Genomic DNA, 21962 nt, shown 5'->3' on the forward strand with positions numbered 1-21962 from the left:
ACTTTTTTCTTGACTTTCTTTTTTCTTGTGTTAAAATAGTTCTCACGAAAACTATTTTTACAAAGGATACAGGTATGGATAAGCCTTTACTGGAATTGAAGCGTTTTGGACGAAAGATTCATCTCATAGCGGAAAAGCTTGCCAAGGAGCAAGGGATTGAGTCCATGGCTGGGCCTCAGGGGCAGGTCTTGCATATTGTCGCCTGTCGTATGGAAGAGGGGAAGGATACCCTTATCAAGGATATTGAGCAGGAGTTGGATATTTCAAAATCGGTGGCCTCTAACTTAATGAAAAGGATGGAGAAGAATGGCTTTATCAAGCTGGAAATGGGCAAGACAGACAAGCGGGCTAAATATATCCGTCTCACTCCGCAGTCGCAGGAAAGAATGAAAAAAATCCGTGACTTTTTTGATGAAATGAACCTTTCTATTTTGAATGGTGTTTCTGAGCAGGAACTGCTGATTTTTTCTCAAGTCATGGCCAAGTTTTATCAGAATATCGAAAGTTTAGAAAATGGAGGGAAAGATGTTTAAGTTATTTAAACGGCTGACGGTAAGGGAAGTGAGCATGATTGTTCTCAGTGTGCTCTTCACCTTCCTAACGGTATATCTGGAATTAGAAGTTCCAACCTATATTTCGACGATTACAGAGTTGCTGCAAACACCAGGGACTGGTTTGGCAGATTTGTGGGAGCCAGGTCTGAAAATGATCGGCCTGTCTTTTGCTAGCTTGCTGTCAGCTATTGTGGTTGGCTTTTTTGCCGCTCGTATAGCAGCCAGCTTTACCCAGAGCTTGCGGAGCGATATTTTCAACCGTGTGCTAGACTATTCGCAGACGGAGATTAAGAAATTTTCAATCCCTAGTCTGCTGACTCGGACGACAAATGATATTACCCAGGTACAGACCTTAATTACCATGGGGCTTCAGGTGGTGACCAGGGGACCGATTATGGCGATTTGGGCCATGACCAAGATTATTGGCAAGTCCGAGAACTGGCTGATAGCAGTTCTTATTGCTGTTATAGTCAATATCCTGCTGACAGTAGTTTTGGTGACATTGGCCTTTCCCAAACAGTCAGTTGCGCAACGCTTGGTCGATAAGCTAAACAGTGTCACTAGAGAGAGTCTGACTGGGATTCGCGTGGTCCGGGCTTACAATGCTGAGGATTATCAGGATGAGAAATTTGCGGCGGCCAATGATGAAGTAACCCGGCTCAATCTTTTTATCGGTCGTCTGATGGCCATGATGAATCCAGTTATGATGGGGATTTCCAGCGGCTTGACACTGGCGATTTACTGGATTGGTGCTTATTTGATCCAGGAGGCTGGACTGCAGGAGCGTCTCCCGCTCTTCAGTGATATGGTCGTCTTTATGTCCTATGCTATGCAGATTGTGATTGGGTTCTTGCTCATGGGTGCCCTCTTCATCGTCCTGCCTCGGACCATTGTATCGGCTGGCCGGATTAATGAAGTGCTGGATCTGCATTCTTCTATCACCAGTCCGGAACATCCTAAGGCAGCGGCAGATAGCAAGGGAGAAGTGGTATTTCGAGATGTGTCCTTCCGCTATGCTAAGAATTCTGAAGCGGTCATTGAGCATGTTAGCTTTACAGCGCAGACTGGTGATACCGTGGCCTTTATCGGTTCAACTGGTTCAGGGAAATCCACACTTGTCAATCTCATCCCTCGTTTCTACGATGTGACTGAAGGAGAGATTCTGGTAGATGGTGTCAATGTTCAGGATTATCAGCTGGAAGACTTGCATAATAAGGTCGGCTACATCCCGCAAAAGGCTGTGCTTTTCTCTGGTGATATCGAGAGCAATCTGGACTTCGGTCAAAGCAAAGAAAGCCCGCTGGATGAGCAGAAAATGTGGGAGGCTCTTGATCTAGCACAGGCTAAGCCCTTTGTCCAAGAGAAGGAAAAGGGGCTGAAAGCTGAAGTGGCTCAAAGCGGGACCAACTTCTCTGGTGGTCAGCGTCAGCGTTTGGCTATTGCCAGAGCCTTGGCTCGTAAGCCAGAAATACTCATCTTTGACGACTCCTTCTCAGCCCTAGATTATAAGACAGACCGCATTTTGCGCAAGGAACTGGCTGAGCGGACGCAGGATATGACTAAGCTGATTGTGGCGCAGCGGATTTCTACCATCATGGATGCGGATCAAATCTTGGTCTTGGATGCTGGTAAGGTTGTCGGTCAAGGGACCCACAGAGAGCTCTTAGCCAGCAACGAAGTCTATCAAGAAATTGCTTACTCACAACTATCCAAGGAGGAATTAGAAAATGGAAAATAAGAAGCCTTCATTATTTAGCCAGATAAGGCCTTATCTCAAAGGCTTCCAGCTTCCTCTTGCTTTGGCATTTGTGGGAGCTGTCTTGTCAAACATTATTACGGTCTATGGGCCAAATAAATTAAAAGAAATTACCAATCTCATTTCTGATGGTTTGACTACCAGCATTGATTTGAAAGCTGTGTCTGAGATTGCCCTTCTGCTGACCGTGCTCTATGCAGTCGGAGCTATTCTCAACTACGGTCAGTCCTTTATCATCAGTACGGTTATCCAGTATTTCTCCAAGCGGCTGCGGACGGCCATTGCAGAGAAAATTAACAAGCTGCCGTTGGGCTATTTCGATGGTCATTCTCAGGGGGATACTCTGTCGCGCGTGACCAATGACGTGGATACGGTCGGCCAATCCCTCAACCAGAGTTTGGGTAACGTCATCTCTGCCAGCCTGCTCTTGGTGGCTGTAGTTTTGACCATGTTCTTCATGAACTGGATCTTGGCCATGGTAACTATCTTGGCTACTGTAATAGGCTTTGTCTTTGTTGGTCTCATTATGGGCAAGTCCCAGGGTTATTTCACCGCCCAGCAAAACGATCTGGCAGCTGTCAACGGTTACGTGGAGGAGATGTACTCCGGCCATAATGTCGTTACCAGCTATAATGCCATTGAGCAGTCAAAGGAGCACTTTGCGGTTCTCAATCATAATCTCTATAACAGTATTTGGAAATCGCAATTTATCTCTAGCATGATGATGCCGCTCATGTTCTTTACGGGGAATTTTGCCTATGTGCTGGTTATTTTGGTCGGTGCTGCTCTGGCGATTAATGGCTCTATTAGTATCGGAATTATTGTCGCCTTTATGGTTTATGTGCGGACCTTCTCTCAGCCTTTGTCACAGATTGCGCAAGGAATCACTGTCTTGCAGCAGGCTGGTGCAGCGCTGGTTCGTGTCTTTGAATTTCTAGCTGAGCCTGAGATGGAAGACGACCAGCATAAAGAGCAGAAGTTTACTGCTGTCAAGGGAGATGTTGCCTTTGAAGATGTCTTCTTTGGCTACAAGCCGGACCAGACCATTATTCATGATTTCTCAGCCCAGGCCAAAGCCGGACAGAAGATTGCCATTGTCGGCCCAACGGGTGCTGGCAAGACAACTATCGTTAATCTCCTTATGAAGTTCTATGAAATTGACAAGGGACGGATCAGCATTGATGGTATAGATATTAAGGATTTGAAACGCTCCGAGGTTCACGATGCCTTTTCAATGGTCTTGCAGGATACTTGGCTCTTTGAGGGAACAATTCGAGAAAACTTGATTTACAATCAGGAGCATGTGACAGATGAAGCAGTTGTTGCCGCAGCGAAGGCGGTCGGTGTTCATCACTTTATCATGACTCTGCCGCAGGGCTATGATACAGTGCTGGATGACACGGTCAACTTATCGGTCGGTCAGAAGCAGCTATTGACGATCGCTCGTGCTCTGCTGAAAGATGCACCGCTCTTGATCTTGGATGAGGCAACTTCATCGGTCGATACACGGACGGAGGAGCTGATTCAAAAGGCTATGGACAAACTCATGGAAGGCCGGACTTCCTTTGTCATTGCCCACCGCCTGTCCACTATCCGTAATGCAGATCTTATCTTGGTCATGCGCGATGGAAATATCATCGAGCAGGGCAACCATGATGAACTCATGAATCAGAATGGCTTCTATGCGGACCTCTATAATAGCCAGTTTGTAGAGGAAGATGCAAGTTGATGCTCAAATAAAACATCAGGAATGTTCGTTTTTCTGATGTTTTTTTTAATTTAACAGAATTGTAAAAAATGCTCAGTTTTCAGTGAAGACGCTCTAAAATCCTGACTTTTTTTGCAGATGCTCTATTAAAAACTTGACAGCTTTTATGCTTTATATTAAAATAAATTTAATATAAGAACTGAAAGCGAACACAACGGGGTGTTTGCTCTATATATAAGTGAGCAACGGTGCTACAAAAAAATAAAAATTCTTTATTTTTTGTAGTACTTTTTTTATCAGCGAATCTGGAGTAAAAACGATGAAGCAATTTATGCTGGCTGGTGTTTCCAGCGGTGTCGGAAAGACCACAGTTACCCTAGGGATTTTGAAAGTTCTGGCAGACAGAGGCTATCAGGTCCAGCCTTATAAGGTTGGACCAGATTATATTGATACGGCTTACCATAGTCGGATTACCAAGCGGCCGTCGCGGAATGTGGACAGCTTTATGATACCGGATAATCAGAGTCTGGCTTGGTCCTACTACAAATGGCATGGAGACGCAGATGTGGCAGTGGTTGAAGGAGTCATGGGCCTCTTTGATGGTCTGGGAACAGATAAGGACTGTGCGTCCTCTGCTTCTGTTGCTAAGAAGTTGGGTATTCCAGTTGTCTTGATTATCGATGGGAAGGCGACATCCACCTCGGCAGCAGCCATGGTCCATGGCTTTGCGACTTTTGATCCGGATTTGGATATTGCTGGAGTCATTATCAATCGGGTGGCTTCACAGAACCACTATGAACTCATCAAGGGCGCCATAGAGCGGTATACCGATGTTGAAGTTCTGGGTTATCTTCCTAAGAATGCAACAGCAGAGCTGCCATCGCGCCATCTGGGTCTAATCCCTGATGTAGAAATGGATGATTTGGACCATCGATTTGAGGAATTGGGAGCGGCAGCAGCCAAGCATATAAATCTAGACAGGCTGCTGGAAAAGGCAGAACTTCCCGATAAGCGGATGACCAATCCTTTTCATATCCACAATGATCAGCCCTTGACTTTGGCTTATGCTTTGGATGATGCTTTCCACTTTTACTACGAAGATAATCTAGACTTTCTAAGAGAGCTCAATGTCCAGCTAGTGCCTTTCAGCCCTCTGAAAGATAAGGAACTCCCAGCTGCAGATGCTTATTATTTTGGCGGCGGTTTTCCAGAAGTTTACGCTCAGGAGCTGATGGCAAATGCGACTTTCCGGGCTTCAGTCCTGAAGGCTCATGAGCAGGGACGGCCAATCTACGCAGAATGCGGCGGACTCATGTATCTGGGAGAGCTGCTGGAAGTAGAGGGTCAGGTCTATGAAATGGTCGGTATTTTCAAGGGCAAGAGCCTGATGACACCCGGCCTGAAAAGCTTTGGCTACTGTCAAGCAGAAACGCAGGTAAATAGTCTTTTTGGTCCTAAAGGTACAGCTGTCAGGGGACATGAGTTTCACCATTCGGTCTTTGAGACTGAGGAAGATACGGTCCTCAAGCTGGAGAAGGTCAGAGACGGTCAGGTCGTAGCTGCCTGGACAGGCGGTTATCAAAAGGGCCGAACCTTTGCCAGCTACCTGCATGTTCATTTTTATCAGGATGAGCAACTGCTGGCCAACTGGCTGAACTATATCAAAGAGGCGAAGTGATATGACACTCATTGCAATTTTTCTAGCCGTCTTACTGGACTGGCTGATTGGCGATCCTTATAGCTGGCCTCATCCGGTCAAGTGGATGGGTTCCTGTATTTATCTATGTATGCGCTTGCAGGAGAAAAGGCAGTTTTCGCCCTATCTATTTGGCTTTTTCCTCTGGTTGACAACAGTTGGTTTGGCGCTGGGAGTTAGCTACGGGCTGCTTTGGTTAGCTGGTTTGGTTCATCCTGTCCTCTACTGGATCGTCTGGATCTATCTGGCCTATGCCAGTCTGGCGACTAAGAGTCTAGCTTTTGAGGCCCAAAAAGTTTACTATACGCTCAAGTTTGGTACTTTGGAAGAAGCTAGAAAGCAAGTTGGCATGATTGTCGGCCGTGAAACTTCTCAGCTGACACCAGAGGAAATCAGCAAGGCGACGATTGAGACGGTGGCTGAAAATACTAGCGACGGGGTTATCGGACCGCTGCTCTGCCTCTTTCTAGGTGGCCCCATCTTAGCCATGACATACAAGGCCATCAATACCTTGGACTCCATGGTGGGCTATAAGACGGAGAAATACCGCAAAATCGGCTTGATATCTGCCAAGATGGATGATCTGGCCAATCTGATTCCTGCGCGGTTGACTTGGATTTTCTTGATTCTCAGTAGTCAGATTTTACTGCTGGATATCAAAGGAGCCCTGCGAATTGGCTGGCGGGATCGCTATCAGCATGCTAGTCCCAACAGTGCTTTTTCGGAGGCAGTTGTAGCTGGTGCTCTGGGCATTCAGCTGGGCGGACCGCACGTCTATCACGGAGAGCTAATCGAGAAGCCGACCATTGGAGAGGCTTCCAGGCCGGTTGCGGCGGATGATATTCAGACGGCTATCTCTCTGCTTTATACAAGCACCATGACAGGTTTAATCTTGTTCACTCTTTTTTATTTAGTAAAGCAAGCATATTTCTAGGAGTATACTATGACATATATCCAAAATCCTTCCTCTATCGAGGAAAAGAGCTTTCAAATTATTCAGTCTATGATTACTGAAAAAGATCCTGATTATGTCTTCCATTCGGAAATGGAAGAATCCATTATCAAGAGGGCTATCCATACGACGGGAGATTTCGATTATCTCTATACCATGCGATTTGAGCATGATGTACTTAAAAAAATAGAAGAAGTAATCAGAGCTAAGGGGACTATCCTGCTGGACTCCAATATCTCTCTCAATGGGATTAATAAGCGGGTTCTTGACCAGCTAGGTGTGAGCTACCGCTGTTTGATTAGCGATGAAGAAGTGGTTGCGCTGGCTAAGGAAAAGCAGATTACCAGAGCTATGGCGGCTGTTGAGATAGTAGCCAAGATTGAAGGCCCTAAAGTATTTGCCTTTGGTGGTGCTCCGACGGCTTTGTCTTATCTGATTGAGCTGGCAGAGCAGGGACTGGTAGAAGCGGACGCTGTGATTGGGGTTCCGGTCGGCTTTATCAATGTTGAAGAATCCAAAGAGGAGCTGCTTCAGTCAGGTCTTCCTGCCCTTGTCAATGTCGGCAGAAAAGGTGGCAGTACGATTGTTGTAGCCATTATCAATGCCATTATCTACCAGCTGAGAGAAGTGGTGACGGATGACTATGTCCGCTACTCTACACCATCCAGTAAAGAAGGAGGAAAGAACTAGATGTCCTATCTAAAAGCAGCGCACAAGATTGAAGAAGCAAGTTTCAGCAAGATTCAAGAAATTATTGACCAAGAGCATCCAGATATTCATTTTTCGGATCCTTTTGAAGAGGCAGTGCTCAAGCGGGTTGTCTTTACCAGTGCAGACTTTGACTACCTCTACAATATCAAGTTTTCCAATCAGGTTATTGAGAAAATCCTCTACGTCCTCCGAAACAAGGGCACGATTTTTACGGATACAACCATGGTCTTGGGTGGTTTTAATAAGAAATTGCTGGATGACCTAGGTGTTTCCTATCGCTGTCTGGTCAATGAGCCGGCAGTCTTTCAGGAAGCTAAGGAAAAAGGAATTACTCGCTCCATGGCTGCTGTAGAATATGCAGCTAAAGTGGACGGTCCAAAACTTTTTGTCTTTGGGAATGCTCCAACTTCTATCTTTAAGGTTTTGGATATGGTCGAAGAGGGGAGCTTGCAGCCGGATGCGGTTGTCGGAGTTCCAGTCGGCTTTGTCGGAGCGGCAGAATCCAAGCTCAAGCTCCATGAAAGTTCTGTGCCTTCTATCGCGGCGTTGGGACAAAAGGGTGGCAGTACCATCGCAGCGGCTGTGGTCAATGCCATCCTCTACCAGCTCAAGCTCGACACTACAGACTATGAGCGTTACAGTGTTTCAGATAAAAAGCAGGCTCCGGAGAAAGGAGAGGGCTAATGATGGATGAATACGCTTATGTCAATGGAAAGAAATTAAGAAAAGGTTTTACAACTGGTACTTGTGCGACGGCAGCGACCGTTGCAGCCATGAGCATGATTTTAAATCAGGAAAGAGAAGAAAAGGTCACTGTTCATACGGCTTCAGGTGTGGAAGTGACCATGGATGTTCACAATCCTTCCTTTGGACCAGAAGAAGCGACAGCGGCCATTGAAAAAGATGGCGGCGATGATGCGGATGCGACGCATGGCCTCTTGATTTATTCGACCGTGACTCTTTTACCAGATCAGACGGAAATCGAGATTGACGGCGGTCAGGGCGTCGGGCGCGTGACTGAGAAGGGGCTGGCTTGCGATGTCGGCATGGCAGCTATCAATCCAACTCCTAGACGGATGATTGAGCAGCATGTCCGTGAGATTATCGGTCCCAACTGTGGAGCACGGGTTATCATTTCCGTTCCTGGCGGCGAAGAAACGGCCAAGCTGACCTACAATTCCAGACTAGGCATTGTCGGCGGCATTTCAATCTTGGGAACGACAGGGATTGTCAATCCTATGTCCGAGGATAGCTGGAAGGCGTCCATAACGATCGAGTTAACCATGCTCTATAATCAAGGACATCGCTCAGTCGTCTTGGTGCCAGGGAATTACGGTGAAGATTTTGCTACTAATACTGTGGGGATTCCAGCTGGGCGCATTGTCAATATGAGTAACTTTGTCGGCCATGTCCTCAAAGAAGTGCAGCGAATCGGATTTACAAAGGTTTTGATGATCGGTCACATGGGCAAGTTTGTCAAAGTGGCGGCTGGGATTTTCTCTACCCACAGTAAGGACTCGGATGCCCGTATGGAAACGCTGGTGGCTAATCTAGCCCTGATGGGGGCGCCCATGGAGCTGCTGGAAAAGGTGGATAAGTGCTTGACGACCGAGGCAGCTGGGACAGCCATTAAAGAATTTTCTTATGAGGGTGTCTATCAGGTCTTGGCGGATAAGATCAAGGCTAGAAGTGAGCGCCTGCTCCGCTATCGTAAGCCAGAAGTCAGTATTGAAGTGGTTGTCTTTGGGACTGAGGAAGGCTATCTGGCATCAACTCAGCCTTTAGAGCAGATAAAGGAGGAATGGACATGATTTATGTTATCGGAATTGGTCCGGGAGATCCTAGCTATGGTCTTCTGGGACAGGAAGCCTATTTTGAAAAGGCTAACCGCATTTTAGGCAGCGAGCGGCATTTAGAAATTTTGCCACCGGCTTATAAGGATAAGGGCCTGGTCCCGCCTAAAAAATTAGCCGCGCTGGCAGAATTGCTGGAAAGCTTTGGTGAGGATGAGGAAATTTTATATCTGGCCTCAGGAGACCCGCTGATTTACGGTTTGGGCAAATGGCTATCAGAGAAGTTCAAGGGGCGCGTGGTCATCTCCCCAGGTATAAGCGCCATGCAGTATCTGGCCAGCAGAATTGCCCTGCCCATGAACGACGCTTATCTGACGAGCAGCCATGCTAAGGCACCTAACTTTGACTTGATTATGAGTCTGTCAAAAGTCTTTATGGTGACGGATCAGAAAGTTGGTCCCTACGAGATTGCTCAAGAGGCCGTTAAAAGAGGCTTAGATAAGGTGCTGGTCATCGGTGAGCAGCTGAGTTATGAAGACGAGCGTATTACTATTCTGCCTGCGAGTGAGGTGGAAGATAGAGAATATGAAATGAATGTGGTGGTGGTGTTAGATGAGGGATTCGGAATTTATAAGGGCTAAAGTCCCTATGACTAAGGAAGAAGTCAGAGCCATCAGTTTGGATAAGTTGGAGCTGCATCGAGCCAAGCGCATGCTGGATGTCGGTTCTGGCACTGGCAGTGTCACGATTCAGGCAGCCCGAACCTATCCAGAACTGGAAGTGGTGGCAGTGGAGCGCAATGAAGACGCGGTGGCCTTGACTCAGGAGAATATCCAGCACTTTGGCTGCCAAAATGTCCGTCTCCATCAAGGACTAGCTCCGATTGAGCTGGAAGGCAGCTTTGATGCCATTTTTGTCGGAGGGACCGGGGGCAATATGCAGGAGATTTTCGACTGGTGTGCCCAGCTCATGGAGCCGGGCGGTCGGCTGGTCTTGAACTTTATCCTGCTGGAGAATGCTCTGGAAGCGGCTCAAATAGCGGAGCAGATGGACTGGGAGGATTTAGAGATTGTATCAGTTCAGGCTAGCCGCTGGACAGCTATAGGCAAGGGGCACTACTTCAAGCCTCAGAATCCGACCATTATCGTTTCCTGTAAGAAAAAAGAAAGAGAGGCTAATTGATGTCCAAAGTACATTTTGTTGGAGCAGGCCCAGGTGATGTAGAGCTGATTACGCTCAAAGGTTACAAGCAGCTGTCTGAGGCTGATGTGGTCATTTACGCAGGCTCCTTGGTCAATCCAGACCTGCTGAACTACTGTAAGGAAGGGGCTGAGATTCATGATAGCGCCAGCATGCACTTGATGGAAATCATCGATGTCATGGAGGCTGGAGTCAAGGCTGGTAAAGATGTGGTCCGCCTGCAGACGGGTGATTTCTCCATCTATGGCTCCATTCGAGAGCAGATCGAAGAGATGAAGAAGCGGGGTATTGAGTTTGACTGTACGCCGGGCGTCAGCTCTTTTCTGGGAGCTGCTTCCAGTATCGGGGCGGAGTATACTGTACCAGAGGTTTCTCAAAGCCTCATCATCACTCGGATGGCTGGCCGGACGCCTGTGCCAGATCGGGAATCCCTGAAAAGCTATGCTCAGCATCGGACCTCTATGGCCATCTTCCTATCCGTTCAAGGCATTGAAAAGGTCGTCAGTGAGCTGATTGAGGGTGGCTATCCTCCAGAAACGCCTGTGGCTGTCATTTACAAGGCTACTTGGCCAGATGAAAAGAAGGTCTTTGGCGATTTGACAAACATTGCTGAGAAGGTCAAGGAAGCTAAGATTAGAAAGACAGCTTTGATTTTGGTCGGTGACTTTTTAGGTCAGGAATTCTACTATTCCAAGCTCTATCATGCGGATTTCCAGCATGAGTTCAGACGGGGGAAGAGCAGCCATGCCAAGTGATTCTCAAGCCCGCTATGCCATTGCGACAGTGACAGCGGTCGGCAAGGACTTGGCTCTGACTCTGCGGGAGAAGCTGGGCAAGGAAATCCCTATCTATACGACGCCTCGATTGGCAGATGACAGAGTCATTGCCATCGAAGGACGAGTGATTGAGGCGCTTGGTCAGCTCTTTCAGGAAGTGGATGTTCTCATTTGTATCATGGCTATCGGGGCAGTTGTGCGAGCTATTGCTCCAGTCTTGAAAGACAAGGCGAGCGATCCAGCAGTAGTGGTCATGGATGAGAAAGCGACGAATGTCATCAGCCTGCTGAGCGGGCATCTAGGCGGAGCCAATCAAGTGACGCGAGACATCGCAGAATTGCTCGGTTCCAATCCTGTTATCACGACAGCGACAGATGTGCAGAATGTAACAGCTCTGGACAATCTGGCTCAATCAGTCAATGGCTGGCGACCGGAATTGAGAGAATTTATCAAACCTTTCAACAGCTATCTAGGCAGCGGCCGAACCGTCTATTTCTATCAGGAAAAGGACTGGGTTACCGACCTTCGCGGTCTGACTCTGGTGGATGAGGAAGGACTTGCAGCTGTTCTCAAGGGAACGGAACCGTTGATTCTGCTGACTGCAGAAAAAAAGGACATTCAAAGAGACAATCTGGCTCTCATCTATCCTCAACCTTATATCTTAGGAGTTGGTGCTAGAAAGGATGTGGCTCCTGCTGTCTTCCGAGAAGGCTTTGAGGAATTCTGTCAGCAGCAGGGGATTTCTGCCAGTGAGATTTCCAAAATCGTCAGCATTGATGTCAAGAAGGATGAAGCAGCCATTCTGGCCTTAGCTGAGGAATTGGGCTGTCCCTTTGAGACCTTTAGTAAGGAGGAGCTGTCTGTCGTAGCAGACCGCTATCCTCAGTCAGAATTTGTCAAAAAGACAGTAGGAGTCGGCAGTGTCGCCTTGGCCAGCGCAGATCTGGCCAGTCAGGGTCAAGTCCTGACAGAGCGCTTTGCCAAGAACGGCTGTACCTATGCGCTTGCAAAAGCAATAACCAAAAAGTAAATCAAAAAGAGCAGACGGTCTTATGAACCAACTGCCCTTATAAAATTTTATCATACCCATAAAGGAGAAAAAATATATGTTATACGTTATCGGATTAGGCCCAGGTAAAAAAGAATTGATGTCGCAAGAAGCATTGGCTGCTATAGCCGATTGTGAAATTATCGTCGGCTACTCGACTTATATGCGATTGATTCTTGATTTGGTCAAGGACAAGGAGCTCGTAGCGAATGGAATGCGCCAGGAAATCGACCGTTGTCAAAAGGCCATTGATTTGGCTAGAGAGACTGGCAAAAATGTCGGAGTTGTTTCCAGTGGAGATGCCGGAGTCTATGGAATGGCTGGCTTGATTTTAGAATTGCTGGGAGATGCCAGTGATGTAGAAGTTAAGGTGGTTCCAGGTATTACAGCTAGTCTGGGTGCTGCTGCAGTTATGGGTGCTCCCCTCATGAACGACTTCTGTCATATCAGTCTGAGTGACTTGATGACGCCTTGGGAAATGATTGAGAAGCGTCTGCATGCCGCAGCTCAAGGTGACTTTGTAGTCTGCCTTTACAACCCTCGGAGTAAGGGACGTCCAGACCATCTGACAAAAGCACTTTCTATCATGTCTGAGTACAAGTCAGAGGATACCATTGTCGGTATCGGTAAGGACATTGGCCGTAAGGATGAGGAAATCATCTTGACGACTATCAAAGACTTGGATGAGACTTTGGTAGATATGACGACAATCGTTATCGTTGGTAACAAAGAAACTTATGTTAAAAACGGACGCATGATCACACCTCGAGGATATACTTTATGATGAAATTACTGCTGGGAGGGACATCCGACAGCACCGCTATTTTAGAAGTGCTTGACCGCTTGAAAATTGATGTGACCAGCTCTGTTGTCACAGACTACGGCCGGCACTTGGCTTCCAAATACGGCCAGCCGGTCATTCAGGGCCGGCTGACAGCCGAGGACATGGTTGCCTTTATCAAAGAGAATGATGTAGATGAAATCATTGATGCGACCCATCCTTTTGCGGATATTGTTTCCAAGGAAGCCATTCGGGCGGCAGAGATGGCTGGTGTATCTTACCTGCGCTTTGAGCGTCAGGCTACCTTGGATTTGAGCGGAGCCATCGTGGTGCATTCGACCCAAGAAGCGATTGAAGAAATTGCCAAGCGCGGCTACAAGACTGTTTATCTGGGAACGGGCAGCAAGACCTTGCCGCTCTTTGTCAAGGGGCTGCCAGAGCAGCGGATTGTCGTTCGTGTTCTGCCGACTTCAGAAGTGCTTCTAGCTTGTGAGCAGCTGGGACTGGTAGCGGATCAGATCGATGCGATCAAGGCTCCATTTTCCAAAGAGTGCAATAAAGAGCTTTTGCTGCGCTCGGGAGCAGATGTCTTTGTTTCCAAGGAGAGCGGTACCGTCGGTGGTATTCGTGAAAAGATTGACGGCTGTCAAGAGCTGGGGATGGACTGCATTATCATCTCTCGGCCAATTGTGGCCTATCCGCAGATGGTTTCTAACTTAGAAGAGTTAGAGGCCTATCTGACAAAATAGTTAATAAAAGGAGAAAAAATGTCCGGTTTAGTAACATTACTGGGAGCAGGTCCAGGCGATGCGGAGTTGTTGACCCTCAAAGGCAAGAGACGGCTTCAAGAAGCAGATGTCTTGGTTTTTGACCGCTTGGTCAATCAAGAGCTCTTTCAGCATCTAAAGTCTGACTGCGAAAAGATAGATGTCGGCAAAAAGCCAGGCCAGCCCTGCATCCGACAGGAAGAGATTGAAAAGATTCTCATCGAAAAAGCCCGTCAGGGTAAGCGGGTAGTCCGCCTCAAGAGCGGTGATCCCTATATCTTTGGCCGAGGCGGAGAAGAAGGAGTCAAGCTGGTGGAAGCCGGTGTGGACTTTGAAGTGGTGCCAGGTATCACCTCTGCTGTGGCTGGTCTGACCTATGCAGGGATTCCTATGACTTATCGGGATGTAGCGACAAGCTTTCATGTCTTTACAGCCCATCTCAAGGATGAGACAGAAATGCTTAATTGGGAAGCAATTTCTAAGCTCAAAGGAACCTTGGTCTTCCTTATGGGCATGAAAAATCTGCCTACCATCGTCCAAGAGCTGACGGCTAGAGGCTATGGCAAGGACAAGCCAGCCGCCATCGTTGAATGGGGAACCCATCCTCAGCAGCGCTCGGTGGACGGAACCTTGGGTAACATAGTCGAACTAGCAGAAGCTGAAGACTTTAAGGCACCGAGTGTCATCGTGGTAGGTGATGTCGTGGCCTATAGACAGCAGCTGAATTTCCATGAGAATCTGCCACTTTTCGGTCGTAAAATCCTTATCCAACAGTCAGAGACTGGCAGACTTCCTCGCTTGCTCAAGGATGCTGGAGCAGCGCTGACGACATTCCCAGCTCGAGATTTGGTTGAAGAGTTAGAATTGCAGCTGCCGGACTTGGAGCAGGTAGACGGCCTTCTCTTTGCAGATATGCAGAGCTGGCCGCTCTTCTTGAAATCCCTCCGCAAGGCAGGCAGAGACTTGCGTAGTCTGCCGCACATCCGCTTTGCAGCTATTGGTCATCATACGGCTAAGTCTATCGAAGCGAGCGGTATTGTGCTGGATCGGATGACGCCTCAGCAGTCGGATGCGGATTTTGCAGCTGCTCTTGAAAAAGAAGGCGGCAACTGGTATATTCTGACAGCTGAGCATAAGAAAGCCAGTCTGGCAGAACTCTATTCGCTGCCGATTATTGCTAGCCACAGGCTGGCCTTTGACAGTCAGATTAGCAGTGACAATTGGTCAGAGATTGAAGTTGTCTGTCTCCCAAACTCTACTGCGGCCATGAACTTTGTAGCAGCTAATCAGGAAGCTGGATTTGACTGGACAGATGTCCCTATCGTTGTCATGGGTGCTAGCACGCGGGCTGTTTTAGAGGAAGCAGGCTTTAGCAAGATTGTTGAGACGGATGAAGCGACCATCGCTTCCATCATTGATAAATGTCGGGAAATTCTCTGAAAGGATAAAGGTCATGAGTAAAGCTATAGTAGTAGTCAGTTTCGGAACGACCTATCCCGAGACCAGACGCAAAACAATTGAGGCTTGTGAGCAGGCTATTCAGGAACATTTTCCAGACTATCCGGTACACCGAGCTTTTACATCCAATGTCGTTAGACGGCGGATTAAAAAGCAGGAAGGGCTAGATATTCCTACGGTCAAAGAGGTTTTGGAGCAGCTCTTGGAGGCGGGCACTGAAGAGGTCTATATCCAGCCTCTCCATGTCATTTTGGGCAGCGAGTATGAGAAGATTCTCGCTCAAGCCAAAGAGTTTGAATCAGCTTTTAAAAAGCTGGTCGTTGCCAAGCCTCTGCTCAACAGTCAGGAAGACTATGAGGCTGTCAAGGATATTCTGCTGGAACGGTATGGCCATGAAGGTCAAGATGCAGCAACAGTTCTGATGGGCCACGGCAGCCAGCATTATGCTTTTACAGCTTATGCGGCCTTGGATCATATGATGAAGGGAAGCTCAGTCTATATCGGCTGTGTAGAAAGCTATCCTCCAGTTGAACTGATTGAGCAGGAACTGAAGAAAGAGGGCGTCCGAGAAGTGCATCTAGCACCTTTCATGCTGGTAGCAGGCGACCATGCGACCAATGATATGAGCTCAGATGAGGAAGGTTCTTGGTATCACTTCTTCAAGGAGCGGGGATATGAGGTTAAGGCCCATCTGGTTGGTCTGGGCGAATACCCTGAAGTTCAACAGCTCTACATCCAGCATTTAGAAGAAATCATCGAATAGGAGGAAGGAATGGCAAAATTTTACGGAATTGGTGTGGGACCGGGGGATAGCGAGCTAGTCACTATCAAGGCCAGTCGGCTTTTGGAAGACTTAGATATTCTCTATACACCAGAGGCTAAGAAGGGGAGCAAGAGCTTTGCATTAGGTATTGCAGAACCCTATCTGAAAGAGCATCTGGAAATCAAGCAGCGGCATTTCCCCATGGTCCGTTCCAATTCGACCAAAGAAGTCCAGTGGCAGGCCATCTCTGCTGAAATCGCAGAAGATGTCAAGTCTGGCAAGAATGTCGGTTTTATCACACTGGGAGATCCCATGGTCTATAGCACTTACAGCTACCTGCTAGCTCTGCTGGAAAAGGAAATCGACTGTCAGACCATCCCTGGTATCACCTCTTTCTGCAGCATGGCTTCTGAGCTAGGTCAGCCCCTGACTATGGATGAGGAGTCTCTGGCGGTCATGCCGGCTACGGCTTCTGCTGAGAAGATTGAGGCGGCGCTTGAGCTGCATGACTCGATTGTGCTGATGAAGGTGGCCAATCACCTAGATACTGTCATGCCCCTGCTCGAAAAGCTCGGTCTCTTGCAGCAGACTTTTATGGTTAGCAATTCTTCGACAGACAAGCAGCAGACTCTGCTGGGCCTCGAAGGAATCACACCAGAAACCAAGCTGCCTTATTTTACTACCTTCCTCGTGAAAAAGAAGATTTTTTAATATCAGAGCCCATGTTCATGGATAGGCATTCATCTTTTTGAGCTTAGGTTCTTAGTAAAGGAAAAAAACATGAAACTATTGAAAAATAAAAAAGTAACTTTTGTGGCCTTGCTGGCTATTTTGGCGGTACTGAGTACCCAGTCTGTGTCAGCTATGCATATCATGGAAGGCTATCTTCCACTCTTTTGGTGTATCTTCTGGTTCGCCGTATTCCTGCCTTTCTTTGTCGTAGGCTTGATGCGCATCAAGAAAATCGTTGCAGAGGATCCAAATTCCAAGACCATGCTGGCCTTGTCCGGTGCCTTTATCTTTATCCTGTCTTCTTTGAAGATTCCATCTGTGACAGGATCTAGCTCTCATCCGACAGGGGTTGGTCTGGGAACTGCTATGTTTGGTCCATCCGTTATCAGCGTTTTGGGAACCATCTGCTTGCTCTTCCAAGCTCTTCTCTTGGCTCACGGTGGCTTGACAACTCTGGGTGCCAATGCCTTCTCAATGGCAGTGGTTGGTCCATTCGTTGGTTATTTCGTTTACAAGTTTGCTAAATCGCTTAAGCTGTCTACACCGGTTTCTATCTTTATCTGTGCTGTGATTGCTGACTTGGCGACCTATGCGACAACTTCTATCCAGCTCGGTTTGGTCTTCCCAGATGCTAACAGCGGTTTTGTTGGTTCTGCGTTGAAGTTCATGGGTGTCTTCTTGACCACTCAAATCCCGATCGCTATCGTAGAAGGATTGCTGACAGTTGTCCTCTATAACTTGATCTCAGAAAATATCAAAGAAAGAGCAGGTCTGTTCAAATGAAAAAATATAAGAATCTCATCTTGATCTTGGCTGCAGTAGCAGTCACTCTAGCTGCCTTTATCTTTGCACCTAAGGGTGTGGAATACAGTGGAACAGATGACGCTGCTGAAAAAACCATTAGCTCTATCCAAAAGGACTATGAGCCTTGGTTTTCACCAATTTTTGAGCCAGCAGGTCCGGAAGTAGAAAGTCTGCTCTTCACCCTGCAAGGCAGTATCGGAGCGGGTATCATCTTCTATGTCATTGGCTACCACAAAGGGAAAAAGCAAGGCCAACAAAAGGAAAACTCTGAACATAAATAAAAGCCTTCAACAGTATGAGAGAGCTCTGGTTCTTGATAGCGATTCAGCTTGTTTGGGACCGGAGCTGCTCTGTACTGGGGGCATGGTAAAAACAAAGCTAGAAAGGAGACCTCCACTTGTTTGCGATTGATAAATACGCCTATCAAAATCGGCTGAAAAATCTGCCGGTTGCTTATAAATTTGTCATCTATCTGCTCTTGTTAGCTGTCAGCTTTTCTGGTGTCAGGAGTCTGCAGCTAGGACTTATCGTCTTGGTGGCGCCTCTGACTTGCTATGTGGCTCGGCTTCCGTGGCTGCGCTATCTGAAGTGGTATCTGCATGCCAGTATCTTTATCCTGATTAGTCTCTTGACCTTTGTCTTGACCTATCAGAACAGTCAGGAGCAGCTCTTGCTGGCCTTGCCTTTAGGTCAGGGCTATCTGGGCATCAGTCAATCTTCTGTCCAGCAGACCATTTTTATCCTCTTGCGCATCTATTCATCCTTGGTTTCGACTTATTTCTTTGTCCTGACGGTGCCTTTTGCTCAGATGCTGCGGCTTTTTAAAGCTATGCATGTTCCACGGGTACTGCTAGACTTGATTGTCCTCATGTATCGCTTCATTTTCCTGGTCTTCTATGAGTTTGTGACCATTCGAGATACCTTGGACTTGAAATTCTCCTTTTACAATAAAAGGAAGCAACACCAAGCTTGGGGCAGATTAGCCAATACTCTCTTTGTTAAATTGCTAGATGATAATCAGCATTTAAATGAGGTGCTGACGCTAAGATTTGATGCTGAGCACAGTGAATAATGAAAGCGCATTTACAATAAGACTGCTTTTATACTATAATGGAAATTAGATAGGAAACTCAGATGTTACAAGTAAAGAATATTTCTTTTTCGTATGACGAAAATCCAACGCTGCACGATATTTCTATGAACTTCGAAGAAGGCCGGATTACCGGCATTCTGGGAGTTAATGGCTCAGGTAAGTCTACCATCATGAAAATCATCACCCGACTGCTCCAACCGCAGAAGGGCAGTGTTTTATATGATGGTCAGCCTGTAGGCGACTCTAAGAAGGCTTTGTTTCAGTATCGGCAGCATGTCAATATGGTCTTTCAGAATCCGGAGCAGCAGCTCTTTTATACCATTGTGAAGGACGATATTGGCATGGCCTTGGAAAACTTAGGCTATGAAGAAGACGAGATAGCAAGCAGAGTAGCGATGGCTTTAGAGATAATGGACATTTCCCATCTGCAGGACAGACCCTTGCAGTATCTGAGCTACGGCCAGAAAAAGCGGGTGGCTATTGCCGGCATGCTAGCCCTGCAGCCCAAGTATCTGCTGCTGGATGAGCCTACGGCAGGGTTGGATCCCAAAGGGCGGGATCAGATGGCCGAGACCATGAAAAAGCTGGTTCAGGCTGGGACAAACATCATCGTATCCAGCCATGACATGGATCTGATGTATGACTGCTGCGACTATGCCTACCTGCTGCAGAAAGGGCATTTGATCGCGGAGGGCAGCAAGTATGATTTCTTCCAGCAGGGAGATCTGCTAGTAGAGGCGGGCTTGGCTGTGCCTTGGATTGTCAAGCTTCATCAGACTATTCAGACGCCACTGGCAGAAAATGAAGCTGCTTTCTTTGAGCAGCTAGGAGGAAATGTAAAATGGTCAAATCATTGATGGTACAGGGGACTGCCTCAGATGCTGGGAAAAGCATTATTGCGGCGGGGCTCTGCCGGATTTTTAAGCAGGATGGCCTAGAAGTGGTGCCTTTTAAGTCGCAGAATATGGCGCTTAATTCCTTTATCACCAAAAAAGGAGATGAAATGGGCCGGGCTCAGGTCGTTCAGGCTGAGGCAGCTGGCAAAGAGCCGGATGTCCGCATGAATCCAGTCCTGCTCAAACCCACCTCTGACCGCAAGTCCCAGGTTGTTTTTCTAGGCCGTGTCCTGCGGGATATGGATGCTGTCGAATACCATGAATACAAGCAGCAGCTCCTGCCTAAGATTAAGGAAGTCTATGAGGAGCTGGGTGCTGAGAATGATATCATCGTCATTGAGGGCGCTGGAAGTCCAGCTGAAATCAATCTCAATGACCGAGACATTGTCAATATGGGCATGGCCAAGCTAGTTGATGCGCCAGTGATTTTAGTGGCGGATATTGATAAGGGAGGCGTCTTTGCCTCTATCTACGGAACGATTGAGCTCATGCCGCCTGAGGATCGCAAGCGGATCAAGGGGGTTATTATCAATAAATTCCGCGGCGATGTGGCTCTTCTGCAGTCTGGCATTGATATGATTGAGGAGTTGACTCAGGTGCCGGTCATCGGAGTCGTGCCTTATGCCCAGCTGGATATTGACAGCGAAGACAGTGTCGCACTGGTGCAGAAGAGCCGGCGCTTTGATAGCAGAAAGAGTCTGGATATCGCAGTTGTCAGCCTCAAGCGCCTGTCTAACTTTACGGATTTCCACAATTTAGAAATCCAGCCGGATGTTTCTGTCCGTTATGTCCAGCCTGGTGATGCAATCGGTCGGCCGGATCTCTTGATTCTGCCGGGCAGTAAAAATACCATCGAAGACATGAACTATCTGCGAGAGTCTGGTCTTGAAGCCGAGATTCTCGAGTGTCTGGAGCAGGGGGTGTCAATCTTTGGTATCTGCGGCGGCTATCAGCTGCTGGGGCAGAAGATTAGCGACCCGCTGCACTTAGAGTCTGACTTAGAAGAGATTAGCGGTCTAGGGATTTTAGAGACAGAGACGGTGCTTCAGCCGGTCAAGCGGACGACTCAGGTCAGAGCCCTGCATGAGGGGCAAGAGCTAGAGGGCTACGAGATTCACATGGGGGAAACCCAGCTGGCGGATAGTCTTGAGCCATTCTCCATCATCAAGGAGCAAAATGGTGAGGCAACCGAGCGTCCAGATGGGGCAGTGGCTTATGGTGGGCAGGTGCAAGGGACCTACCTTCATGGGGTCTTTGACAATCTAGAATGGACTCGTCGGTACCTGAATGAACTTCGTCTGGCTAAGGGCTTAGAGCCGCTAGAGGACCAGCTTGTCAGTATCAAAGACTTTAAAGACAGAGAGTATGATAAGTTAGCAGACGTCCTGCGCCAGTCTTTGGACATGGAGCAGATTTATCAAATCATCAATAGAGAAGAAAAATGAGAATTTATACCAAATACGGAGACAAGGGCTTTACACGTCTCTACGGTGGGGATCGAGTATCCAAGACCCATATTCGGGTCGAAGCTTATGGAACGATGGACGAGCTTTGCTCTCATCTAGGCTATGTCGTATCTGAGATGCGTGACTATCCTATCTTGGACGACTTGCGTCTGGAATGCGAGGAAATCCAGCAGCATCTCTTTGACTGTGGCAGCGACTTGGCGACACCGAGGGAATTGCGTCCCTACAAGCAAGAGCCAGCCAATGTCAGCTGGCTGGAGGAGCGGATGGATGAGTATATGCATATTCCTCCGAAAATCGACCGCTTTATCATTCCGGGCGGCCATCGGATTGCCAGTCTCCTGCATGTGGCCCGCACCATGACCAGACGCCTGGAGCGCCGTATGGTAGCTGTTATAGAGGCAGAAGAAGCAGTCAATGAGGTAGGCTTGATCTACATCAACCGTTTGTCGGATTACTTTTTTGTGCTGGCTCGATTGGTTAATGACCGTCTAGAGGAGCCAGATACAGTTTACAAACGCAGCGCGAAAATCTTTCGGGAAAAGAAATAGGAGAAGCTAGCATGTATCCAGTCATGATTAATATCAGAGAGAAGAAAGTCGTGGTAGTGGGAGGCGGCAAGGTCGCAGCGCGGAAGATTAAGACCCTGCTGGCTGAGCAGGCTGCTGTGACAGTGGTCAGTCCGACTCTGCATACTGATATTCCGCAGGCGGAGATCCAGTGGCTAGCTAGATCCTACCAGACAGGTGATTTGGAAGGCGCGAAGCTGGTCTTTGCCTGTACAGATCAGGAGGAAGTCAACCGTCAGATTATGGAGGAAGCGGCACCCAGTCAGCTGGTGAACAATACGGGAGACAAGACCTTCTCTGACTTTTATAATGTAGCCATTGCGCGAAAGAAGGACGTATCTGTCATGATCTCGACCAATGGTCTCTCGCCTAGTCGCTCCAAGGAGATTCGCAAGAAGATAGAAGCAATTTTAGACCAACTTTAAAAGAAAGAAAGAAG

General features: G+C 47.8%; 24 protein-coding genes. All 24 read left to right on the top strand.

The genetic code is table 11. The annotated features are described in order from the left end of the window. The first annotated feature begins 74 nt into the window (after positions 1 to 74). The 24 genes from RYK49_RS01475 to RYK49_RS01590 all read left to right on the top strand — a co-directional run bounded on the left by RYK49_RS01475 (position 75) and on the right by RYK49_RS01590 (position 21948). Positions 75 to 533 carry a MarR family winged helix-turn-helix transcriptional regulator gene (locus RYK49_RS01475; RefSeq protein WP_002913878.1) on the top strand — a complete coding sequence of 153 codons (459 nt, stop codon included), beginning with the start codon at positions 75 to 77 and terminating at the stop codon, positions 531 to 533. Next, positions 526 to 2292: an ABC transporter ATP-binding protein gene (locus tag RYK49_RS01480; protein ID WP_314830359.1), complete on the top strand. Its 1767-nt coding sequence runs from the start codon at positions 526 to 528 to the stop codon at positions 2290 to 2292. The genes RYK49_RS01475 and RYK49_RS01480 overlap by 8 nt, the downstream gene beginning before the upstream one ends. Further along, complete coding sequence (locus RYK49_RS01485; protein WP_314830360.1) at positions 2282 to 4039, top strand: ABC transporter ATP-binding protein; 1758 nt, start codon at positions 2282 to 2284, stop codon at positions 4037 to 4039. The genes RYK49_RS01480 and RYK49_RS01485 overlap by 11 nt, the downstream gene beginning before the upstream one ends. 298 nt (positions 4040 to 4337) lie before the next feature. Continuing rightward, positions 4338 to 5696, top strand: a complete 1359-nt coding sequence (locus tag RYK49_RS01490; protein ID WP_314830361.1) for a cobyrinate a,c-diamide synthase — start codon at positions 4338 to 4340, stop codon at positions 5694 to 5696. A 1-nt stretch (position 5697) separates the two neighbouring features. After that, a complete protein-coding gene (gene cbiB, locus RYK49_RS01495; protein ID WP_314830362.1) occupies positions 5698 to 6648 on the top strand; it encodes an adenosylcobinamide-phosphate synthase CbiB in 951 nt (316 codons plus the stop codon). A gap of 9 nt (positions 6649 to 6657) precedes the next feature. Beyond that, positions 6658 to 7356 carry a cobalt-precorrin-8 methylmutase gene (locus RYK49_RS01500; protein ID WP_314830363.1) on the top strand — a complete coding sequence of 233 codons (699 nt, stop codon included), beginning with the start codon at positions 6658 to 6660 and terminating at the stop codon, positions 7354 to 7356. Further along, positions 7357 to 8061, top strand: coding sequence for a cobalt-precorrin-8 methylmutase (locus RYK49_RS01505; protein ID WP_002901146.1), 705 nt, complete (start codon positions 7357 to 7359; stop codon positions 8059 to 8061). Further along, positions 8061 to 9188 carry a cobalt-precorrin-5B (C(1))-methyltransferase CbiD gene (gene cbiD, locus RYK49_RS01510; protein ID WP_314830364.1) on the top strand — a complete coding sequence of 376 codons (1128 nt, stop codon included), beginning with the start codon at positions 8061 to 8063 and terminating at the stop codon, positions 9186 to 9188. Before RYK49_RS01505 ends, cbiD begins: the two co-directional genes overlap by 1 nt. Further along, positions 9179 to 9811, top strand: a complete 633-nt coding sequence (locus tag RYK49_RS01515) for a cobalt-precorrin-7 (C(5))-methyltransferase (RefSeq protein WP_314830365.1) — start codon at positions 9179 to 9181, stop codon at positions 9809 to 9811. The genes cbiD and RYK49_RS01515 overlap by 10 nt, the downstream gene beginning before the upstream one ends. Further along, positions 9783 to 10352, top strand: a complete 570-nt coding sequence (locus RYK49_RS01520) for a decarboxylating cobalt-precorrin-6B (C(15))-methyltransferase (protein WP_314830366.1) — start codon at positions 9783 to 9785, stop codon at positions 10350 to 10352. The genes RYK49_RS01515 and RYK49_RS01520 overlap by 29 nt, the downstream gene beginning before the upstream one ends. Next, positions 10352 to 11125, top strand: a complete 774-nt coding sequence (locus tag RYK49_RS01525; RefSeq protein WP_002919595.1) for a cobalt-precorrin-4 methyltransferase — start codon at positions 10352 to 10354, stop codon at positions 11123 to 11125. The genes RYK49_RS01520 and RYK49_RS01525 overlap by 1 nt, the downstream gene beginning before the upstream one ends. Next, positions 11115 to 12176: a cobalt-precorrin 5A hydrolase gene (gene cbiG / locus RYK49_RS01530; protein ID WP_314830422.1), complete on the top strand. Its 1062-nt coding sequence runs from the start codon at positions 11115 to 11117 to the stop codon at positions 12174 to 12176. Before RYK49_RS01525 ends, cbiG begins: the two co-directional genes overlap by 11 nt. 76 nt (positions 12177 to 12252) lie before the next feature. Beyond that, a complete protein-coding gene (gene cobJ, locus RYK49_RS01535; protein WP_004188179.1) occupies positions 12253 to 12978 on the top strand; it encodes a precorrin-3B C(17)-methyltransferase in 726 nt (241 codons plus the stop codon). Continuing rightward, positions 12975 to 13724 (top strand): precorrin-6A reductase, encoded by a 750-nt coding sequence (gene cobK, locus RYK49_RS01540; RefSeq protein ID WP_002932231.1) that lies wholly within the window; start codon positions 12975 to 12977, stop codon positions 13722 to 13724. Before cobJ ends, cobK begins: the two co-directional genes overlap by 4 nt. An 18-nt stretch (positions 13725 to 13742) precedes the next feature. Then, positions 13743 to 15182, top strand: a complete 1440-nt coding sequence (cobA, locus tag RYK49_RS01545; protein ID WP_314830367.1) for a uroporphyrinogen-III C-methyltransferase — start codon at positions 13743 to 13745, stop codon at positions 15180 to 15182. Between the two features lie 13 nt (positions 15183 to 15195). Beyond that, positions 15196 to 15963, top strand: a complete 768-nt coding sequence (locus RYK49_RS01550; RefSeq protein WP_314830368.1) for a sirohydrochlorin cobaltochelatase — start codon at positions 15196 to 15198, stop codon at positions 15961 to 15963. 9 nt (positions 15964 to 15972) lie between these two features. Beyond that, positions 15973 to 16674, top strand: a complete 702-nt coding sequence (locus tag RYK49_RS01555; RefSeq protein ID WP_314830369.1) for a cobalt-factor II C(20)-methyltransferase — start codon at positions 15973 to 15975, stop codon at positions 16672 to 16674. Between the two features lie 69 nt (positions 16675 to 16743). After that, positions 16744 to 17478, top strand: a complete 735-nt coding sequence (locus RYK49_RS01560; protein ID WP_002929343.1) for an energy-coupling factor ABC transporter permease — start codon at positions 16744 to 16746, stop codon at positions 17476 to 17478. Continuing rightward, positions 17475 to 17780, top strand: a complete 306-nt coding sequence (locus RYK49_RS01565) for an energy-coupling factor ABC transporter substrate-binding protein (RefSeq protein ID WP_002901129.1) — start codon at positions 17475 to 17477, stop codon at positions 17778 to 17780. The genes RYK49_RS01560 and RYK49_RS01565 overlap by 4 nt, the downstream gene beginning before the upstream one ends. Before the next feature lie 116 nt (positions 17781 to 17896). Next, complete coding sequence (locus RYK49_RS01570) at positions 17897 to 18571, top strand: CbiQ family ECF transporter T component (RefSeq protein ID WP_002901127.1); 675 nt, start codon at positions 17897 to 17899, stop codon at positions 18569 to 18571. A 62-nt stretch (positions 18572 to 18633) separates the two neighbouring features. After that, positions 18634 to 19449 (top strand): energy-coupling factor ABC transporter ATP-binding protein, encoded by an 816-nt coding sequence (locus RYK49_RS01575; RefSeq protein ID WP_227964187.1) that lies wholly within the window; start codon positions 18634 to 18636, stop codon positions 19447 to 19449. Continuing rightward, positions 19434 to 20933: a cobyric acid synthase gene (locus tag RYK49_RS01580; RefSeq protein WP_314830371.1), complete on the top strand. Its 1500-nt coding sequence runs from the start codon at positions 19434 to 19436 to the stop codon at positions 20931 to 20933. Before RYK49_RS01575 ends, RYK49_RS01580 begins: the two co-directional genes overlap by 16 nt. Then, entirely contained in the window at positions 20930 to 21505 is a 576-nt protein-coding gene (locus RYK49_RS01585; protein ID WP_002919585.1) for a cob(I)yrinic acid a,c-diamide adenosyltransferase, read from the top strand. Before RYK49_RS01580 ends, RYK49_RS01585 begins: the two co-directional genes overlap by 4 nt. A gap of 11 nt (positions 21506 to 21516) precedes the next feature. Beyond that, entirely contained in the window at positions 21517 to 21948 is a 432-nt protein-coding gene (locus tag RYK49_RS01590) for an NAD(P)-dependent oxidoreductase (RefSeq protein ID WP_314864655.1), read from the top strand. The last annotated feature ends 14 nt before the right edge of the window (positions 21949 to 21962 follow it).

The sequence above is a fragment of the uncultured Streptococcus sp. genome (assembly GCF_963525625.1).
GTDB lineage: Bacteria > Bacillota > Bacilli > Lactobacillales > Streptococcaceae > Streptococcus.